Origin of the sequence: Nocardiopsis sp. NPDC050513, from assembly GCF_044457925.1 — a bacterium.
Lineage (GTDB): Bacteria > Actinomycetota > Actinomycetes > Streptosporangiales > Streptosporangiaceae > Nocardiopsis.
This window is the reverse complement of sequence record NZ_JBITHK010000011.1, coordinates 183,264-201,612: the sequence shown is the minus strand read 5'-3', so window position 1 is coordinate 201,612 and position 18,349 is coordinate 183,264. Positions and strand designations below refer to the sequence as shown.

Genomic DNA, 18,349 nt, shown 5'->3' with positions numbered 1-18,349 from the left:
AGCGCAGTGGCCGGACGGGAGGTGGGCGAGTATCGGGGACTTCCGCCAGGACGGCTCGTTCCTCAACCCGAACGTGCCGCCCAGTTACATGTGGAAGGAGGACACCCTGCGCCTGCGGGTCCACAGGGACGGGCTCTCCTTCCCACCCCACCAGGAGATCAGGGTGCGCCCCCCGCTGGGCGAGGTGTCGGCGGTCCGGGACTCCGAGGGGAGGCTGAGGGTGAGCGCGCGCGGGGGGCCGGAGGGCGCGCGCCTTCAGGCGCAGTGGCCGGACGGGAGGTGGGCGAGTATCGGGGACTTCCGCCAGGACGGCTCGTTCCTCAACCCGAACGTGCCGCCCAGTTACATGTGGAACGAGGACACCCTGCGCCTGCGCGTCCACGGCAACGGCCGGACCTTCGACGAGGTCGAGGCGACCGTCGACTTCCCGCAGCCCCGAATCCTGGAGATCGGCCCCTCTCCCACGGCCGCCGCGGAGCGCACGCGGCTCCAGCAGCGCCTCTACTACGCCGACTACCAGCCGACCGGCTACTACGCACCGGCCGGTCAGGGGATCACCATCACCGTCTACGGCGGCGCGTCGCGGTTGGAGGCCCTGATCGGCACCCAGGGACTCGCGGACAGGGACGACCCGGCCCGGCAGAGCCCCAGCATGCGCGCGACGCCGCTCAAGCCCGGCGACAACAAGATCACGGACCCGTACGGCGGCGTCGTCCACATCCGCCACACCACGGAGTCCGGCGACGGGGACGCGGTGTGGATGACCGTGAGCGGCAACGCGCAACCCGTCCCCTACTTCGTGAAGGGGAGGACATCGGCTGCTCAGTGGCACACCATGCTCGGATCGTCGAGGGCCCCCGAAGTCGAGATGGTCAGCGACTCCGTCGTCATCGCCGCCCTCCTGTCCACAGCACGCGCCGTCAAGGACACCGACCCGGGCAGGACGGTCGCCGCACACGACGAACTGCTGTCCGTCCAGGAGGACATCAGCGGTCTCGACGGCTCCTCCGCCCTCCACGCCCGCCCCCGGCTGCGCATCTACGCGGTGGAATCGCGCAGCAGCTACAACCCGCACGCGACGACCGGATACATCGGGCTGCCCCACGGGCCCGCGGACGGGTACTCCATGAGGGCGCTGCTGACCGAGGAGGCTCTGAACTCGTGGGTCATGCTCCACGAGTACGGCCACCACTTCCAGCAGGACACCACCTACGGGGGGCCCGAGGGGCTCATCGAAGTGTCGGTCAACCTGTACTCCCTCGCCGTCGGCCGAAAGCACAGGAACGAGTACACGGACGTCTTCCCGCAGCGGTGGACCGCGACCCAGGCCTACCTGAGCCGCCCCCGCTCGCAGAAGAGCTTCCGGTCGGACCAGGTCGACACCATGGCGATCTTCGAGCAACTGAGGCTGGGGCTCGGTGAGGACTTCCTCCGCGAGTGGCACAGGCACGTCCGAGCCGAGCACTGCGGCACGGCAAGCGACCATGAGCGCAAGAAGTGCTTCGTCAGGTCGGCCTCCGTCACCGCGCGGCTCGACCTCACCGACTTCTTCGCCGACTGGGGCCTGCTCAAGGAGAGCGAGGAGGACATCTGGGCCGCCGTGCGCAGCCTGGGCCTCGGCACGCCCGCCACCGACATGACGAAGCTCGAACCCTACACGTGACGGCCGTCCGCTTCGGGGCGCGTACTGCCGCACGCAGCGGCGTGAGTGCGCTGCCGCGGCAGGCACGGACGGGGGCCGGGCGCGGGAGGGCCCTTCCTGCTGTGTGAGGACGGGGGTGCCTGTCCTGCGCCGACACGGTGTCCGGACATGAGAGGCCCCGTCCCGGATCCGGGACGGGGCCTCCCGGGCGCATCGGGGCCGAGACCGGCACCCCGGGATTCCGAATCCCACCGAACAGGCGACATGAGAACTCCCGCGACCATGGTCGGCATCGGGTAACGGAGGCACGTGCGGGGACGGCGCATGACCCCGGGCACCCGCCCCGGTGTACGTGTCCGGCACCGCTGGTGTGTCCTGTGTTCTCCGGGGTCGGGTTCCTGGACCGTGGGAGGGGTTTCGCGCACCGCGAGCGGGCATCAAGGGGACAGCGATTCGCCGCCCCCGCTCGGGTGGTCGTAGGGATGGGGTCATGAGGCTTTTCCGGTTCCGTCCGCACCCGCGCCGCGTACCGTCGTCCAAGCCGTTCCTCGGGCGGTGGACGGTGGTCGCGCTCGGTCTGGGCGTGCTCGTGGCGGCGTTGGTCGGCGCCGCCGAGCCGTACCGGCAGACCCGGGAGTTCCGCGAGGCCGCGGTGTGCGCGAGGGGTGCCGACGACTGCCTCGACAGCGAGGCGGGCTCCATCGTCGGTCGGCGTACCTACACCACCACCTCGACGACGACGTACACGGACGCCGACGGCCACATGCACACGAGCACGAGCACGACCACCCACTACGAGGTCACCTGGCAGCGGGCCGACGGTTCCCGGCAGGCCCGCGACGTGTCGTCGGGTTTCTACTCCGAGGCCGAGGAGGGGCGGTCGGCGACACTGCGGCTCTGGCGCGGGGAGGTCGTCGGCGTGGAGGTGACGGGCGAGGCGGAGTGGTTCCTGCCGGATTCCGGAGCGACGCTCAAGACCTGGTTGTACCTGGCCTTTCTCGGCCTCGGAGTTGTGCTGTGGGGCCTGCTGTGCGGTTGGTGGGACGGGTTCTTCATGCTCTTCTTCCGCACCGTCACCTGGATGTTCATGGGCTTCCTGCCGGTGGGCATAGCGACGGATGCCCTGGCCTACGGCCTGACCATCGGGCCCGGGCTCGCCATGGAGGTCCTGGCCGCGCTCTTCTTCGCGGGGATCGCTGGGTGGATGCTCGTCGGCTCACTCGACGACTGGTAGCCGTCACGATCCGCCGTTTCGATCGGTGGGGGCACTGGTCGCGCGGGCCGGGGTTGGTGTTCAGGGCCGGTAGGGCGTCGGTGACGAGCCTGGGTTCGAGGAGTCGGCGTCGTACGGGGAAACCTGGCCTGGTGGGGACGTCGGAGCCGGATCCGGCGGCGAGCGGGCTGTGGTGGTCGGTGGGGCGCCCCATGCGGACCTTGCCGACGGCGGCGGGGATCAGGTCCCCTTCGCGGGGGCCGTGGCTGAGGCAGTCGAAGGCGCAGACCACCGGGCCGTCGGGGCCGGGATGAGGTTGCCCGTGCACGGGTCGCCGTGAACCACCTCTGTGGGGAGCCCGAAGTCCAGGTCCTGGACCAGGAGCTCCAGCGCAGGGACGGGTCGTTCAGACCCTTCCACGGGCACTGGGCGTTCCAGTACGAGCTGCCCCGCATCGTGGAGGGCAAGCGCCGCCAGGCGCGTCGGATGGGATGGGAATCTCCGGACGAGGCGGGCACGGAGTTGGGACACGTCGCAGCGCTTCTGGGCCTCGCCGATGGTGACGGCGAGGTCCAGGTGCAGGTCGCGGACCTGATCCAGGACGCACTCGCCGCCCGCGAACCCCTGCCGGATGGGGAGGAGGCGCACAAGCGCATCAGCGCGGGGGTGGATGTGCGCGCCGGAGTACCCACAGCGGGGGAGCGGCTCAAGGAGCGGTTGGGGGGCAAGCCCGGCCTGGCCCCGGGCACTCGGGCCTGCTGCGCCGGGCACATCCGCAAGTACCTCATCCCGCATCTGGGTCGGTTGCGGTTGGACACGCTTCAGGCACGCCACGCCGAAGCGATGTTCGCGGCCATCGAGGAGAACAACCAGCGGATCCTGGAGTGCCGCGCATCGGACGATGCGAAGGTGCGGGCGTCGGTACGTGGTCAGCGGGTGATCTCCCTGCCGACCAAGCACCGGATCCGCGCTACGTGGCGCAGCGCGCTGTCCGAGGCGGTGTGCCGTCGGGACCTGCCGGTGGGGGTGAACATCGCCTCGCACGTGCGGTTGCCGTCGTGTCCGAGGACCAAGCCGATGGTGTGGACCCCCGACCGGGTGCGCCGGTGGCAGGCGGATGGGACGGTGCCGGGGGAGGTGATGGTGTGGACCCCGGAGCAGACCCGTACCTTCCTGACGCACGCGCGCAAGTACCGGTGGTTGCACGCGATGTTCCACCTCATCGCCGCCAAAGGCCTCCGGCGAGGGGAAGCAGTCGGCCTGCCGTGGTCCAACACCCGGCTGACGGACGGGCAGATGGACATCCGCGTCCAGGTCGTCCAACTGGCGTGGGAGACGGTGACGGGCACGCCGAAGAGCACACCAGGAGCGAGAAGACTCCACCGGCCCTGGGCCGCGCGGGATGCCCACCCGCGTTGGCCTGGGGTTTCCCCGTTCCCGGGGTTGTCATCCCATCGGATGGAAGGTCCTCTGGTTTGGGAGCTCCCGGAAGACGAACCCATGGGGTCCAGGGTAGGCAACAGGTTGGGGAGTCCAACCAGCAGGCCAGAGGATTCGGGCTTCTACCCGTTGAATGAGGCTTCCCACCACCAGTGTTGGATCGGTGTTCCGACTGGGATTGCCGCTCGGTCCGCACCGGTGGAACCGGGGAGCCTCTCACGCAGCTCGTCGTCGATGTCCTCGATCTCCTCCATGTCGATGAGGGAGAACGCGGCACTTCCGAGAAATTTCTCGAACAGGTTCTCCAAGCCAGAACGGTAGAGGCAGGCGGCGTACCATCCCCGGTCCCCAGATGCGAGGGCGTAGTCCTCAGCTTGGCGAATGTAGACGTTCAGCTCTCCTCGGCGGACAGCGATCGCTTCGGCGATCTCGAGTCGCTGCGTATCGGTGTCGGACGCGTTGGCTTCGCTCAGTGTGGCGCCCAGAAGCAGGAGGAGGACCCGATCCATGGGAGTGTTCTCCTCCCGTAGGTCCGCCTGGGCCTGGGCGAGAAAGGCCTCAGTGGCACCAGTGAACATGTGCACCGGTCGTGTCGGTTCACCGGGCCATCCGAAGTCGTCGAGCCAGGTCGTTCCGTCCGCTCGCAGCCGCACGCGGGCTGACAAGGTGATCCAGACCAGGCCGGTCTCAGGGGCACGGCGTTGGAGTTCCACGATCCGGGTGCCGTCCGCCCCGACACTGTCGGAGACCAGGGCGCCTTCGCGGAGTGTCCTGGAGGCAGCACTGTGGTAAGCCTCGATCCTGGTTCCCTGGCCGCGCTCCAGCAGGGGTAGCTCAACAAGACGTCGTTTCGACAGGGTGGCCGCTTCCACCGGCGATTCGAACCCGATTCTGTCGGCCACCGCCCGGATCTGGGAGGCAAGCGCTTCGGGAGCAGCCTGTGGATCTAACGAGACACCGCCCTGACGCAGGGCGTGCACCGCCTCAACTTCGGCTGCCAGGCTTCGCCGCACGAGCCCCGGATCGGCCAGTAGCCGCGCGGCGGCGGTCTCCTCGGGTGAGGGTTCACGTCTCACTCAGTCATACACCCCGTCGAGATGATCGTACTCAAGGCGTGCCTTCCGCTCAGCCTCGCTCATATCCTGCTGCTTGGGCGCACGCCACCACCAGTGGCTTTCGGGAACCCAGTCCGGGATGTCTTGCTTTCGCACAGGAGGAGCTTCGTCGGAGACTTCCTCGAGTGTCTCATCGATATACTCGACATCCTCAACGAAGAGGCTCTTGTATCTTGGTGAATCAGCTTCGGACCAGTCCATGAATTCGTCATCAAGGACCTGTATCACTGAGCGCATCCAGCAAGAATTTTCAAATCCATCGAGGCGGCCTCGCTCGGCGAAAGTCGCACATAGGTCCACGTAGGCTCGCAGGCCTGTGAAGTTTTGACCGCTGGCCAGAAGTGCGGAGAAGTTGGATTTGAATTCACCGAGTTCATCTGCGGCTACCGGAACGTGTGCGAGGTCAAGATGCAGTGGAATGAGTTCCTGCAGAGCTGACCCGACTCGGTCGCGCCCACCCCCCTCTTTCTGTAGCTTTTCTAGGATGAGTTGCATCCTGTATCGGGGATTCTCTTCAGTGTTGGGCATTTCCTATTCTCCAACATAAGTCCTGCCATAAGTTGGCATGACAAGACTCCCGTCCTGTCGAATAATGACAATTGCCCTCATGTAGGCTAGTTCGCCACGTTTGTTGCTGATGTGACTCCCGTTGTCGTCAAGCACAGGTCGCATGATCGTCAGTCTCTCTGCTCCATTGTCGAGGCGCGATAGTTCTATAACCTCTCCGTCCCTGATCGTGAGCTCCGCGCTGTCTAGGTAGTCGTTGACGATGTTCCCGCTTCGTTCATCGTCTAGTATCTCATTGTAGTGCTTTCTCGCATGGTAGGCGGTGGCTGTCTCGTGCCCCATTTCGATGTTCCCTGCCTGCGCGCGAACCGCCTCTTCCAGGTCGACGGAGGACAAGTCCGTATCCACTCGGGCTGGCTCGCCGCCTCGCATGTCGTTGACAACGGCGTGGTCCTCGTCGAGGCGGGTGGCAACGTCCATAACCGGCATTCGTTCTGCGGCTTCCTGTGCTGCCTGCTGCCTACCGAGGCCTTCCTCACGAAGACTTCTCGCGAGCTCGTCGAATGTAGCCTTGTAGTACTCGTACCGGTAGGCGAACTCACGCGGATCAGCAGCATCTTCGAGTGCGAAACGCGTGGCCGCTGGGTGTAGCTGGTCGTCCAGCTTCTTACTGAACCCTTGGTTGATGGCGCTCGCCGCCCGCTGCCACTGATCCCCATCACGCGGGTGGTCCCCTCGGAGCTGTGCGATGTCCTCGTCCGTCAACCCTGCCTGGCGTAGGCGTTGTTCAAGCTGATCCGCCTTGTCAAGCTTCTTTTCCAGCTCTGGGTCAGGAGGAAGGGAGGAAGCCTGTTCGTCCGGGTCGTTCCCGTCGTCTTGTCTTAGGCCGCCATCATCGCTGTGACTGGAGTCAGCTCCTGTGCTGGTGCGGTCCCTGGGAAGTTGATCGCCATCGCTATCGCTGACCCCCTCGGCAGGGGCTTCTCGATGCTCTCGCACATCGTCTGGCGACTCACCCTGACCCTCCCGTTCCGGGCGGGGCCCGGACTGGTCCTCCCGGTCAAGGGAATCGTTGTCAGGGTCACGGCGACCGGTCTCACTACCTCCATTGCTGGAGTCGTCTGTGACATCCGTTCCGGAAGTGGTGGACGAATCATCCGTCTCGCCCGGCGAACCTGTAGGAGAGTCCGTGTCCTGAACGGGTCCGGCAGTCCAGGAGTTGCCGGTGTCACCGTCAGCGTTGCCCGGTGTTCCGTCGCTGAGATCCTGTGCGGTGGGGTCCGGATCTGTGAGAGAGGTGTGGTCCTCCGGCCCGGCCGTGGCGTCAGGTACGGATGCGTCGCCACTGCTCGTGGGGGAGCCCGGTGTGCTGAAGCCTTCGGCTGTGTCGTTGAGTTCTGTCAGGACCGTGTCCGTTCGGCCCAGCTCCTGCGCGTCCCCACTCTCCAGTGACGGCGACAGGTCGCCACCCGCAGGGGTCGAGGGGCCGTCCGGTCCGTGGGAGATCTCGAACGGCCCCGCCGTCGGGCCGTTGTCCGTCGAGGCCGGGTTGTTCGACCCCGCGTCCACGTCGACGTCCCCACTACCGTGGTGGGACGCCCCTCCGAGAAGATCGTTGCCGACCTTGATCGCGCCGAGCCCGAAGGCCGCGGAGCCGACGTTGACCGCTCCGGTGGAGATGACGTATCCGGGTCGGTCCTCCCACTCGCTGATGGGAACCACGGCCTCGAACGCGTCGATCCAGGGTCCCCGGGCGGTGGCGTACCAGTCATCGGCCGAGTCCGGTGCGCGGAACTGGCCGTCGACGAAGAACCCGGACAGGTTCCCCAACCCGACGAGCGAGTTCTCCAGCTCCGCACCGATGTTGGCGAAGTTCTCTGGGGATAGTGGGTAGACGGCCTCGCCGTCGGCGTCTCGCAGGCCCAGGGCGGTCGCCGTCCCGGTCACCACCCCGACCGCGGCGTCCGCGACGCCGGCCCACACGTCCTGGTACCAGTGCGTGCTCGCCTGGGCCGGCGCGCCCCAGTCGTTCTCAACGTCGACCTGTTGGGTGAGTGTGCCGTAGTAGGCCCCGTCCCTGCCGTCGGATGTCTGCCCGGGATCGGCGGCGGACAGGTCACTGACCCCGCGGAAGAAGGTGCCGCCGTAGCTTTCCCCGATGGCGTTCGCGCACGTGCGCTCGGCCGTCTGGAACTCGAACACGGCCTCGGCGATGCGGTTGTTCAGGTAGTTGTTGCGCTCGCGCAGATCCTCGTCATCGAACCACTCCTCGTCGCCGTCGACCTCCTCCCACAGCTCTGCGGCCCGCCCCTGTAGACGGATCAGCTCCTCCTTCAACGGCCGGGCTTCCTCCGCGAACGTGGTCAGGGCGTCGGCCGCCCCGGCCACGGCCTCCTGCGTCGCTGAGGTGTCCGATCCCACCGGATCGATCACCGACAACAGCTCACCCGACTCCGGAGCGGTGTAGATGCCCTCCAACCCGGCCCAGGTCGAGGTGATGTCGACACCGGACTGGGCGATGGCCTCGCCCACGGTGCGCAGACGCCCGGCGGCGGCCTCCAACTCGTCGGGGTCGACCCTGGGGATGGGCACGGCCGAGGGAAGGATCGGGCCGTTGGCCACGCAGGGGTCGTAGACACCCACGTCCAGGTAGGTGAAGGAGGAGGAGAGCATGACTCCAGACCAGGGGGTGACGGGGGGACGGAGAGGCCGGGTGAGGGGAGGAAGGGTGCGGGGTCAGTCGGGGATCTGCCCGGCGTTGGCCTGGGACTCGGCGGCCATCGCGTAGTTGCCCTCCACGTAGTAGAGGGTGGCCTCGCCCGCGCCGCCCACGGCGCTGGCTCCGAGCCCGACCGCGTCGCCCATGACGCCGAAGTAGTGCTCGGCGAACTCGGCCAGCGCGACCCCGATGGGGGCGCTGGCGGCGTGCGTGGACACCTCTTCCAGGCGCTCTCCCAGGTCCGTCATGTTCCCGGTCAGGCCAGTGGTGGCGTCCTCGTCACCGATGTGGCTGTAGACCTGGTTCAGCACGCCGCTGACCTCGGGGACCTGGATGTTCCATCCGGACACGGCGCCTCCTTCATGCGGGGATCGTGACTTATCGGGCACGGACGGTTCTCGAGTATGGCAGGAAATACGGACAAAAGGCCGTGGTTAGCCGTGCGGCTCGATTCGGTCTGCAGGGATCAGCCAAGGTCAGTGCCGCCTTCCGGGTATGCGTGATGGCCGAATCCGGTCACGGGCGGGGTGTGTCTCGTGCCTGGTGCGGTGGACGCTGTGATGTGTGTCGGGATCGCCTCCCGTCACCTGCTCTCGTGGTGGGCTCGGGACGCATGACCACGCGGTCATCAGACCTATGACCATTTGGTCATGGGCTTGCAGCCACAACCTCGCCACAGTGGGCGCATGGATGGATTCGAAGAGGGCTCCCGCGCCCTGACGGGACTACCTGCGGGCAGGTGCCGCGATGGTGGCTGACCTGCTGACACAGGAGCTGGACCCGGAACGCTGGGGATTCAAGGCTGCGAGGCTGAGTGAGGTTGTGGGCCTGGGGCTTCCCGTACCTCCCGCGCTGTGCCTGCGGGTCGAGGACCTGGCCCGCGGGACCGCCGAAGCCGTCAGCGCGACGGCTACATGGCTGCGGCTGTACCGGCCTCGACGGGTGGTACTCCGCACCAGCGCCCGAGAGGACCTGCCGGACAGCGCCCAAGCCGGACGGACGGTCTCCGTGCTCAACTGCCCACCGGACGCCTCGGCGCTGGTGCGGGCGATCGACCAGGAGTTCCTCACCGAGCGGAACATCAACGGGGCCACCGGGGCCTGCGTGCTGGTCCAGGAGCAGGTCGATGCTCCTCTGTACGGGGTGGCGTTCTTTCGCGGCCGTCGTGTGCTGATCGAGGCGGCCCGACGGCCGGACGGGGTGACCGTCGGCGAGGTACCGCAGATCCGCGCCAGTGCGGAAGGTGAACGGCTCGCCGTCGACACGACCGGGCGAGCTGTCCCCAGCCTGATGCTCATCCGCCGCCTCCGCCGGGTGTGCTTGCTGCTGGCCGAGCACTTGGGGTTCGACGTCGATGTCGAGTGGGCGTGGACCGGTGCGACGATCATCGTGCTCCAGATCCGCCCCATCACGGGCGAGCCTGTGGAGTGGGCCTCATGAACGGCATGAGCAAGGCGGAAGCCCTCACCGTCCTGGAGAACCACGGTCTGCTCCGCATGCCGGTGGAGGTCTTTCGGTATCCGACCTCGGTGACCAGTCGGCAGCTCCAGCAGCTCTTCGGCGGGGACACGCACCTCGTCGTACGCACGGGAGCCGACTCCGAGGAACGTAATCTCCCCCGCCGAGTCGGCGTGGCGGCCGAGGCCGCAGCAGAGTGGATCAACGTTCTTCCGTCGACGCTGTCCGCACTGGTCCAGCCCTATGAGCAGGTGCTGTTCTCCGTGGAGTTGGCCGCCTACGAGGACCTGCACGTGGCCGAGGTCGTCCCTGGGATCTGGGAGCTGGACAACCGTCTGGCCCCGCTCGTTCTGCAGATCCGCGGTGACCGCGTCGACCTCACGGCCACCGATGGTGGGCCCCAACGCGCACGGTTTCATGATCCTCAGCACGGCCTGTACGAGCGCCCCGCGCGTGTCGACGACTGGCAGATCGCCACCGTGACGGAATGGATCAGGCACCACCACCGCGCTCTGGCCGCCGTCCGTTCGGATCTGGGACATCCCTTTGGGCTTAAGCTCCACTACTCCGCCCGCTTCGGACTCTCCCCGCAGAACCTTCGCGGAACGGTTCCCGACGCCGACACATGGCACGGAGGCGACCACCCATCGATCGTCGAGACAACCGTCGTGTCCTCCACCAACGAACCCATCCCCACCGGCCCAAAGCTGCTGGACGTGTCCATCGCCCGTGAGGACCACGCCACGCTCACCACGTTCATCCACCGCCTGCGTGAAGCGGGAACCCGTGAGGTCTTTCTCCGCTCAGGAGTGCTCTCCCACCTGGCCATCAATCTCCGCGAAGCCGGAATCACCGTGCGGAACGCTCATGGGTGAGTTCTGGGTGATCGAGGGAATCGACGGCGCGGGCAAGAGCCACCTGCTGTCCCGCCTGGCCGACACCACCTCCGAGGCCGTCCTCCTCCCCAAAGACGACCGCCCCACGAGCGGCGATCGCTGGGCCGACGAACGGCTTGCCGTGATGCACAGCCTCACCTGGGGATATGACCACGCCGAACCGGTGTGGAACTACCCCTCTCGGTACTGGCTGCACACGCTGGCCGCCTGGTACGAGCTGTTCCACCACGTCCACGTGGCACCCGCTCTCACGGAGGGACGCCCGGTGGTCGTCGACGGCTGGTACTTCAAACACCAGGCTCGGATGGCGCTCTCCGGAGATGAGGACCTGGTGGCCTTGGCCGCCCGGGTGTTCTCCACCCTGCCCCAACCGGACCAGGTGGCCAGACTGTCCACACCTCCCGACCTCGCCGCCACCCGCAGGTCGGACAGCTCCAAGCCCTCCGAACACGGGGCCTTCGTCACCGGCCAGGCCGTGACATCCGAGCCGGACTTCACCACCTACCAGGCCCGCACCAGCCACGCTCTGGACGAACTCCTGCGGCGACACCCCGCTCGGGTTCACACCCTGAATCCCGGTGCACCCCTCGAAGGCCTGCTGTCCCTCCTCCGTGAGGAGACCGCCCCGTGAGTGTCACTGCGCCCGCGGCCGTCACCAGCGAGGATCACACGATGGGGGAGCGGCTGGCTGACTACGTACTCCCCAAGGTCCCCGTCGACCTCCTCACCACCTCCGCGGGCCGCGCCTGGGTCTACCCCAACCGGTCCCTGTCTTTCCTCCTGGGCGGGGAGAAACGCCGGGGAAAGAGGTTCAACTGGAGGCGCCCCTACTTCACCGTCGCCGACCGGGTGCTGCACTGCGTGGTCCCTCCCGGGCGGGACTACACGCACCACTACACCCAGCTTCTCCGTTCCGCCTGCGCGTTCATCGGCCTGGGCGCCGACATCACCACCGAACCACCGGCCCCCGGCCAGGGACTGGAGTTCGTCGACCACTGGTTTCCCGACGACCTGCCCGCACACGACCTGGCCGTCCTCGGCTACGTCGAACCCCTCTTCCACGACCACACCACCGGCTGGACCTACCGGCCCGGGTTCGGCTGGCGCACCGCCCGCATCGGCTCAGCCACCGTCCTCCTCCTGGGCTGTGAGTTCAGCTTCTGGGGCGACCTCGCCGGAGACCTCGTTACCGCGCTCGTCGCACGCGGTCACACCACGAACGTCGTCTACGTCGGCAAGCTCGGCGGGCTCCAACCGGACATGGTGCCCAACACCCTCATCGTCACCGGCACCACCACCCGCATCGAGAACCACACCCTCACCTGGGACAGCTCACTGGACCTCACCCACGCCCCACCGACCCTCCGAACCGGGACACGGCACGTCACCGTCCCCAGCGTCATGGACGAGACCCGCGCCTGGTTCCGGGCCCACCGCGACGACTTCGACATCGTCGATCCCGAGATCGGTCACATGGCCCGCGCCGCCACCACCGCCGGCGTGTCCTTCGACTACCTGCACATCGTCACCGACAACCTGAACGGCACCTACGAACACGGCCTGTACGCCGAACGCAGCGCCCCCGTCGCCACCCGGCGGCGCCGCTGCCTACGCGACATCGAAGCCATCCTGCACCGGAGCCTGACATGAACCTCATCGCACCCGTCACCTTCCTTGGGCTGGACTGGAGCACCCCCGATACTCCGCGCCTGCGCACCACCGATCCCACCAACCCGAACGGCAGCCTCCTCCACCCCCTCCTGGGCGAGCACACTTTCCGCATCGACGGCGACCAGCGCCGCTGCGTCGGCTGGTTCGACCTCACCGGCACCGAGGGCGGGCACGTGCGCTGCCGCACCGACGAGACCGTCACCCGGGGGAGGCAATGTCGCCGCTGCCAGTACAAGGAGGGGTTCATCGCCGCCCACCAAGCCCACCGTGACTCCACCGCCCTGCCCGAGAACATCCGGGACTACCTCCAGCAACCGCACTGGCTCTACCTGGACGTCTTCGCCAAGGGCATGACCAAGGTCGGCACCGCCGCCGAGTCACGCCGCCGCAGCCGCCTGGCCGAGCAGGGACCCGTCGCCGCCGTCTACGTCGCCCGCACCCACGACGGCATGACGATCCGCGCCCTGGAGTCCGCCGTCTCCCAACACTTCGGCCTGCCCCAGCAGGTGTCCACCCGCCGCAAGATCCTCGACCTCCACGAGATCGTGGACACCGCGACCCTCACCACGCGGCTCACCGATCTCGCCACCCAGGTCGTCTCCTACCTGGACAAGCTCACTACCGATCAGCCCGGCATCGAGGTCTTCAGCGCCCCCGAACTCTGGGTGCGACCCGCGTGCGCCACCACCGTCTTCGAGGCCGCACCCGTCCTGGCCTACCCCGCCGACCTCACCCAGGGCACCCACCACCTCCACATCACCGGTGCCAGCGGCCCCGTCGCCCTGTTCACCACCGACCCCGAGCCGCACACCGACGCGGCCCGCTACTGCGCCGACCTGACCAAGCTCATCGGCCGCCGCCTCACCCCCGCCACCCCCGAAGACACACCCACCAGCGCCCCCACCCTCTTCTAATCCCGGAAAGGCACCCGTGGACGACGACACCCTGCGCGAGATCTGCACCTTCTGCTGTGAAGTCGAAGGCGGCGGCGACTCCAACCTCTTCTACGACCTCGGCCTGGCCCGCACTCGCGGCGACTACGTGCTCCATGAAACCGAGCACTTCGTCGTCATGCCGTGCATCGGGGCCCTGACCGACTGGTACCTGCTCATCGTCTCCAAACGCCACACCCTGTCCGTGGGCTGGCTCGACGACGCCGAACGCGCCGACCTACGCACCCTCATCCCCCAGGTCACCGACCTCATCCGCAGGCGCAGCGGCCTCGACAGCCTCGTCTTCGAACACGGCAGCTTTGACTTCCGCGACAAGGGCGGCGCCTGCTACGACCACACCCACATCCACGTCGTGGCCACCGACCGCGACCACCACGCCTTCCTCGACCAGATCCCCGCACCCATCACCATGCGCCCGTGCACCGACTGGATCGACGCCGCCCGCCACCTGGTGAACGACCAACACCGCTCCTACCTCGCCCTCGGCGCCCCCGGCCAGGACTGGATCGGCACCGCCACTGGGGCACCCTCCCAGTTCTTCCGCCGCTGCCTCGCCTCATGGATCGGCGCAGAGGAAGGCGAATGGGACTGGCTCACCTTTCCCCAGACCGACCGCGTCCACCGAATGAGCACCCTGCTCACCACCGGATGACCCACACCCACCCACATGCGGTACCCGCCGTACCGGGCCGCGGAGCGAGCGCGGGGCGTCGGCGTAGTCTGGGGCGCGTGGTCCACACCGAGGAGTTCGCCAAGCGCGCGACCCGCGCCGTCCACACCGCCGCGCACACCCTGGGTATCGCCTCACCCGGGGCACCCGAACTGATCCGGGCCGGGGAACGCGCCGTCTTCCGCCTCGGCGGCGGCACGGTCATCGGTCGGGTCGAGCGCTCCGCCGCCCGGTGGCAGGAAGCCGACCGGGAGGTCCGCGCCGCCCGCTGGCTCGCCGACCAGGGTCTGCCAGTGGGCGCACCCCTACCCGGAGACCAACCCCTCCTGGTCGAGGACACCGCCGTCACCTTCTGGCAGGCGGTGGACGGGGAGTGGACCGTACCCAAGGAACTCGCGGCCCTGCTGCGGACCCTGCACCACCTCACCCCACCCCGCGCCCTCCACCTACCTGAGCTGGACCCCTTCGACCGCGTCACCGAACGCATCGACGCCGCGCCCCGGCTCACCACAGCCCAGCGCGACCAACTCCACGCGGTCCACCACGACCTGGCCACACGCCTTCCCACCGTCACACCTGTGCTCGGCCGCCACGTCATCCACGGGGACGCCAACATCGGCAACGTCCTCGCCACCGACCACGGAGTAGTGCTCTTCGACCTGGACGGCATCTGCTGGGGGCCACCCGAATGGGACCTGGTCCTGACCGCCCTGTACCGGGACCTGGGCTGGCACACCGAGGCCGAGTACGCCGACTTCTGCGACGCCTACGGGTTCGACGTCACCACCTGGGACGGTTATCCCCTCTACAAGGCGATCCGGGAACTACGCATGACCACCTGGCTCGCCCAGAAGGGCGGAGAAAGCCCCGAGATCAACACCGAAATCGCCCAGCGCATCACCGACCTGACCCACCCCGAACACCCCCGGACCTGGCACCCCTACTGACCCGCTCCCACCATGGCACCAGCCTGGCGGAGGAACCGCGCCGCCTCGGGCTGGTCACGGTAGGGCAGAACCCTCTTCGCGAAGTCGTCCAGATAGCCGACGCACCGCGCGGAGGAGGTCGCCCGAACCTGCGGAATCACCCGGGTGCCCAGGTGCACCGCCTCCTCCACCTCGCCCTGCCCGAGCACGGCCGCGGCCAGGACCATGCGCGTGAAAACCCGGCTGCGCGCGTAGTCGTCCCCCGTCGACGCGGCGAGGCTCTGTTCGGCCAGGCGGCGGGCCACATGCGCGTGTCCCAGATCCCGGTGGCAGTGCGCGACCTCGTCGGAGTACTCGGAGTGGTCGAAGTAGCCGATCCACTCCGGATCCAGGCCAGGCCGACGCCGACCGAAGTCCCGCTCCGCCTCGCTCATCGCGCGAAAACAGTCGGTCTTGTCCCGGCGGGCCGCGTGGGCGCGCGCCTCCATCATCAGGAACTGCGCGCGCATGGTCGCCGTCGCACGGTCCCCGGCTCCGGTCAGGGCGGCCCGCGCCAGGTCCCGGGCCTCGCGGTGCGCGCCCAGGTAGTTGGCCTGGTGACTCATCGCTGACAGCACACTCGCGCCCAGGAGCCGATCCTCGGCGTGGGCGGCGAGGTCGAGGGCCTGGACGAAGTACCGTCGAGCCGCGCCGTTGCGCTGGGCGTCATAGGACATCCAGGCGACGGAGAGCACGAACTCCGCCGCGACCGCGAACAACGGCCGTCGAAGCGCTTCCGCATGGGTCTGCCGGAGGAGAGGGACGACGGTGCCGTTCAGGTAGTGCACGGCGGTGGTGCGGGCGTTGTCCCCACCGAACCTGTTGTCCAGGGAAGCGAACGCCGCGGTGGCGGCACGGATCGCGGCCACGGGCCCCTCATCCGGCACAGGTTCCCCAGCGGGTGAGGACGCGTCCTGTACGAGCCAGGCGAGCACGGCGGAACTGACCGCCGAGGCCTCGGCGTCGTTCTCCAGACCGGGTGCGCCCTGGGTATCCGCGCGCGTCAGACGCTCCAGAACGGCCGCTGCCTCGTCACCGGAGTCGTTCAAGTCCAGAGCGAGATCGGCAGGAACACACATCAGGTCGGGCGCGGGGATGTCGTATCCCTCAGTGATGCCCTGGAAAGCACGGCGGATCGTGTCGGGCCTGCGGAGTTCCCGGGTCCCCTTCAGGACGCGGGAGACCATGGCCTGCGACAGGTCACCCATCCGCGCGATGGCGTCCTGGGACAGCAGGGTGTGCCTCAGCAGCAGTCGGATCAGCGCGTTGGCGTCCTCTCCGGCCACGGCTCGCTGCACTTCGGGAATGCGCCACAACCGGGCCGGAACGCACGAGCAGTCGGCGGTCTCTCGGTTTCGACCGCAGTTTCCGCAGAACACGGGTACGCCTTCCGCTCGGCTCTTCGGGGCGGGTGGGTGACACCGAAGCCTACGGGCGCCACCGCACGACAAACCATGACCGGCTTGTCATGACCACCATGCCCGCTCCGTCATGGAGATGTCAGGCGTTTCTCCGGACAGTGAGTACATGACCACGACACCGCATGTCTCACCTGCTCTGGCCTGCATTTTCTCGGCGGAGAACTGATGTCGCCACCTTCTCGTATTCCTCCGGTTCCGGGCAAAGGGGTCTTGTTGCCCCGACGTATCAGCTACGACGACCCGAACAAATCAGGACTTCTGTGCGGCTCCGACACCGCTCATCTGTCCCCCGCTCGCCGCTGGGCGGCACAGGTCACCCGGACCACGCCGTCCGCCGCATACCCTCTGGTCGCCTCCCTGGCCGAGCTTCACGCGAACGCCCTGCGACACAGCGCTTCGGGGCTGCCGGGCGGGCAGGTACGGATCGAGATCGAACGGTGCCGCCTCCTCTTCCTCCTGCACGTGACCGACGATGGGCCGCGGCCAGGAGTCGCACCAACCGTTCCTGCGCCGAACTTCTATGCCCCGACAAAGGGAGCGAGCCCCCAGCTGGCCGAGTGCGGTTACGGCCTGGCCGTGGTCGAAGCGATGGCCCTGTGCTGGGACTTCTCCAGGGGATCCGGCGGGGAGCTGACCGTCAGCGCGGCCTTCGACCGGTCCGGGCGCACTCATACCAGATGATCGGCGAATAGCCGTTGGGGTAGAAACAACCCTGTTCTTTGTGGCGAGGGTTGAAGATTCCCGCCCGCCCAAGCGACCATCAACCAGCCCTGACCAGGGTGGATGGCCATTCCCCGCATTGACGGGTGAATTGTGTCCATATGTGTGGGTTTGTGGATGGGAAGCGCAGTTCTGAGGGCGTACGACTTCGGGGCCATCGACACTCACCTCGATCCCGCAAGGGCAATGGCCAGTCTCTTCTCGGGGCTGGTGAAAAAGAGAAGAAGGGGTGCCCCAGGCCGGTGCGGCAAACACCCACCTGGGGCGTGATTCCCACCTGATACCGCAGGAGGAAATCGTGGGGAAGTCTATCGGGCGACACCGCAAACGCCGCCAGGGATGGGGCGAACACGTGCGCTGGATGCTCGGAGGGGTGCTGGCCGTGGTGTTCTGTGGACCTGTCAGCCGAACCGTTCCGTCAACGCCAGAGCCCCAAGTCCGGCGACCGCGTCCGGTTCGGAGTGCTCTGCCGGACCAGGAAGCCATCTCGAAGCCGCCGGTGGGTGGGAACCCGAGGGTGGCTTCGCGCGATCACACAGGGAGCGGCGTCGGCGGAGATTTTGCTGTGGAGCCGCGCCAGAGGAACCCGTATACCGGTCGGCGTGGGTGGTGTGTGGACGATGACGGGGTGCGCGGGGTGCGTCCCTACCTCGCCCGCGCGGAGGAACGCTTCCTCCATGCGCACACTGGAGCTCCTGTAGGGGCGAACCACGCCGTTCACGCTGACCTCCTGGCCACCGTTCACGAGCCAGCGCCCGTGTCCGTGCCTTCTCCGGTTGCTGAGGGCGGCGAGGAGGGGGAGTTCGTTGAGCTGGCCTGCCTGGTGCGCCGATGGCAGGCCGTCACGAACTGATCGGTGAGGGTGTGCGCCTCGGGGTGGGGGGGGGGGGGGGGGGGGGGGGGGGGGGGGGGGGGGGGGCGGGGGGGGGGGGGGGGGGGGGGGGGGGGGGGCGGCCCGG

16 protein-coding genes are annotated in these 18,349 nt (G+C 67.8%); 10 read left to right on the top strand and 6 right to left on the bottom strand.

The window, feature by feature from the left end; all coding sequences use genetic code 11:
• Window positions 1-1,663: M60 family metallopeptidase (locus ACIBFB_RS20360; RefSeq protein ID WP_397232339.1), on the top strand; the 1,663-nt coding region annotated here is incomplete at its 5' end.
• A 469-nt stretch (window positions 1,664-2,132) separates the two neighbouring features.
• Entirely contained in the window at window positions 2,133-2,876 is a 744-nt protein-coding gene (locus ACIBFB_RS20355; protein ID WP_397232337.1) for a hypothetical protein, read from the top strand.
• A 908-nt stretch (window positions 2,877-3,784) separates the two neighbouring features.
• Here the strand turns inward: ACIBFB_RS20355 and ACIBFB_RS20350 are convergent.
• From ACIBFB_RS20350 to ACIBFB_RS20330, 5 genes are all read right to left on the bottom strand, one after another.
• A complete protein-coding gene (locus tag ACIBFB_RS20350) occupies window positions 3,785-4,078 on the bottom strand; it encodes a hypothetical protein (RefSeq protein ID WP_397232336.1) in 294 nt (97 codons plus the stop codon).
• A gap of 339 nt (window positions 4,079-4,417) precedes the next feature.
• On the bottom strand, window positions 4,418-5,371 hold the full coding sequence (locus tag ACIBFB_RS20345) for a hypothetical protein (protein ID WP_397232334.1): 954 nt from the start codon (window positions 5,369-5,371) through the stop codon (window positions 4,418-4,420).
• On the bottom strand, window positions 5,372-5,938 hold the full coding sequence (locus ACIBFB_RS20340; RefSeq protein WP_397232332.1) for a hypothetical protein: 567 nt from the start codon (window positions 5,936-5,938) through the stop codon (window positions 5,372-5,374).
• Window positions 5,939-5,941: 3 nt separating this feature from the next.
• On the bottom strand, window positions 5,942-8,590 hold the full coding sequence (locus ACIBFB_RS20335; protein ID WP_397232330.1) for a hypothetical protein: 2,649 nt from the start codon (window positions 8,588-8,590) through the stop codon (window positions 5,942-5,944).
• Window positions 8,591-8,653: 63 nt separating this feature from the next.
• Window positions 8,654-8,986: a DUF6507 family protein gene (locus tag ACIBFB_RS20330; RefSeq protein ID WP_397232328.1), complete on the bottom strand. Its 333-nt coding sequence runs from the start codon at window positions 8,984-8,986 to the stop codon at window positions 8,654-8,656.
• Window positions 8,987-9,383: 397 nt separating this feature from the next.
• Between ACIBFB_RS20330 and ACIBFB_RS20325 the strand changes: the two genes are divergently transcribed.
• From ACIBFB_RS20325 to ACIBFB_RS20295, 7 genes are all read left to right on the top strand, one after another.
• Window positions 9,384-10,076 (top strand): pyruvate phosphate dikinase, encoded by a 693-nt coding sequence (locus ACIBFB_RS20325; protein ID WP_397232326.1) that lies wholly within the window; start codon window positions 9,384-9,386, stop codon window positions 10,074-10,076.
• A gap of 5 nt (window positions 10,077-10,081) precedes the next feature.
• Window positions 10,082-10,969: a hypothetical protein gene (locus tag ACIBFB_RS20320; protein WP_397232324.1), complete on the top strand. Its 888-nt coding sequence runs from the start codon at window positions 10,082-10,084 to the stop codon at window positions 10,967-10,969.
• Entirely contained in the window at window positions 10,962-11,621 is a 660-nt protein-coding gene (locus ACIBFB_RS20315; RefSeq protein ID WP_397232322.1) for a thymidylate kinase, read from the top strand. The genes ACIBFB_RS20320 and ACIBFB_RS20315 overlap by 8 nt, the downstream gene beginning before the upstream one ends.
• Entirely contained in the window at window positions 11,618-12,640 is a 1,023-nt protein-coding gene (locus ACIBFB_RS20310; RefSeq protein WP_397232320.1) for a hypothetical protein, read from the top strand. Before ACIBFB_RS20315 ends, ACIBFB_RS20310 begins: the two co-directional genes overlap by 4 nt.
• Window positions 12,637-13,575 carry a DUF2797 domain-containing protein gene (locus ACIBFB_RS20305; protein ID WP_397232318.1) on the top strand — a complete coding sequence of 313 codons (939 nt, stop codon included), beginning with the start codon at window positions 12,637-12,639 and terminating at the stop codon, window positions 13,573-13,575. Before ACIBFB_RS20310 ends, ACIBFB_RS20305 begins: the two co-directional genes overlap by 4 nt.
• A 16-nt stretch (window positions 13,576-13,591) precedes the next feature.
• A complete protein-coding gene (locus ACIBFB_RS20300) occupies window positions 13,592-14,266 on the top strand; it encodes an HIT family protein (protein WP_397232316.1) in 675 nt (224 codons plus the stop codon).
• A gap of 77 nt (window positions 14,267-14,343) precedes the next feature.
• Window positions 14,344-15,231, top strand: a complete 888-nt coding sequence (locus ACIBFB_RS20295) for a phosphotransferase enzyme family protein (protein ID WP_397232314.1) — start codon at window positions 14,344-14,346, stop codon at window positions 15,229-15,231.
• Here the strand turns inward: ACIBFB_RS20295 and ACIBFB_RS20290 are convergent.
• Window positions 15,225-16,547: a hypothetical protein gene (locus tag ACIBFB_RS20290; protein WP_397232312.1), complete on the bottom strand. Its 1,323-nt coding sequence runs from the start codon at window positions 16,545-16,547 to the stop codon at window positions 15,225-15,227. The genes ACIBFB_RS20295 and ACIBFB_RS20290 overlap by 7 nt on opposite strands.
• Window positions 16,548-16,835: 288 nt before the next feature.
• Here ACIBFB_RS20290 and ACIBFB_RS20285 point away from each other — a divergent pair, with 288 nt between their 5' ends.
• On the top strand, window positions 16,836-17,351 hold the full coding sequence (locus tag ACIBFB_RS20285; protein ID WP_397232310.1) for an ATP-binding protein: 516 nt from the start codon (window positions 16,836-16,838) through the stop codon (window positions 17,349-17,351).
• The last annotated feature ends 998 nt before the right edge of the window (window positions 17,352-18,349 follow it).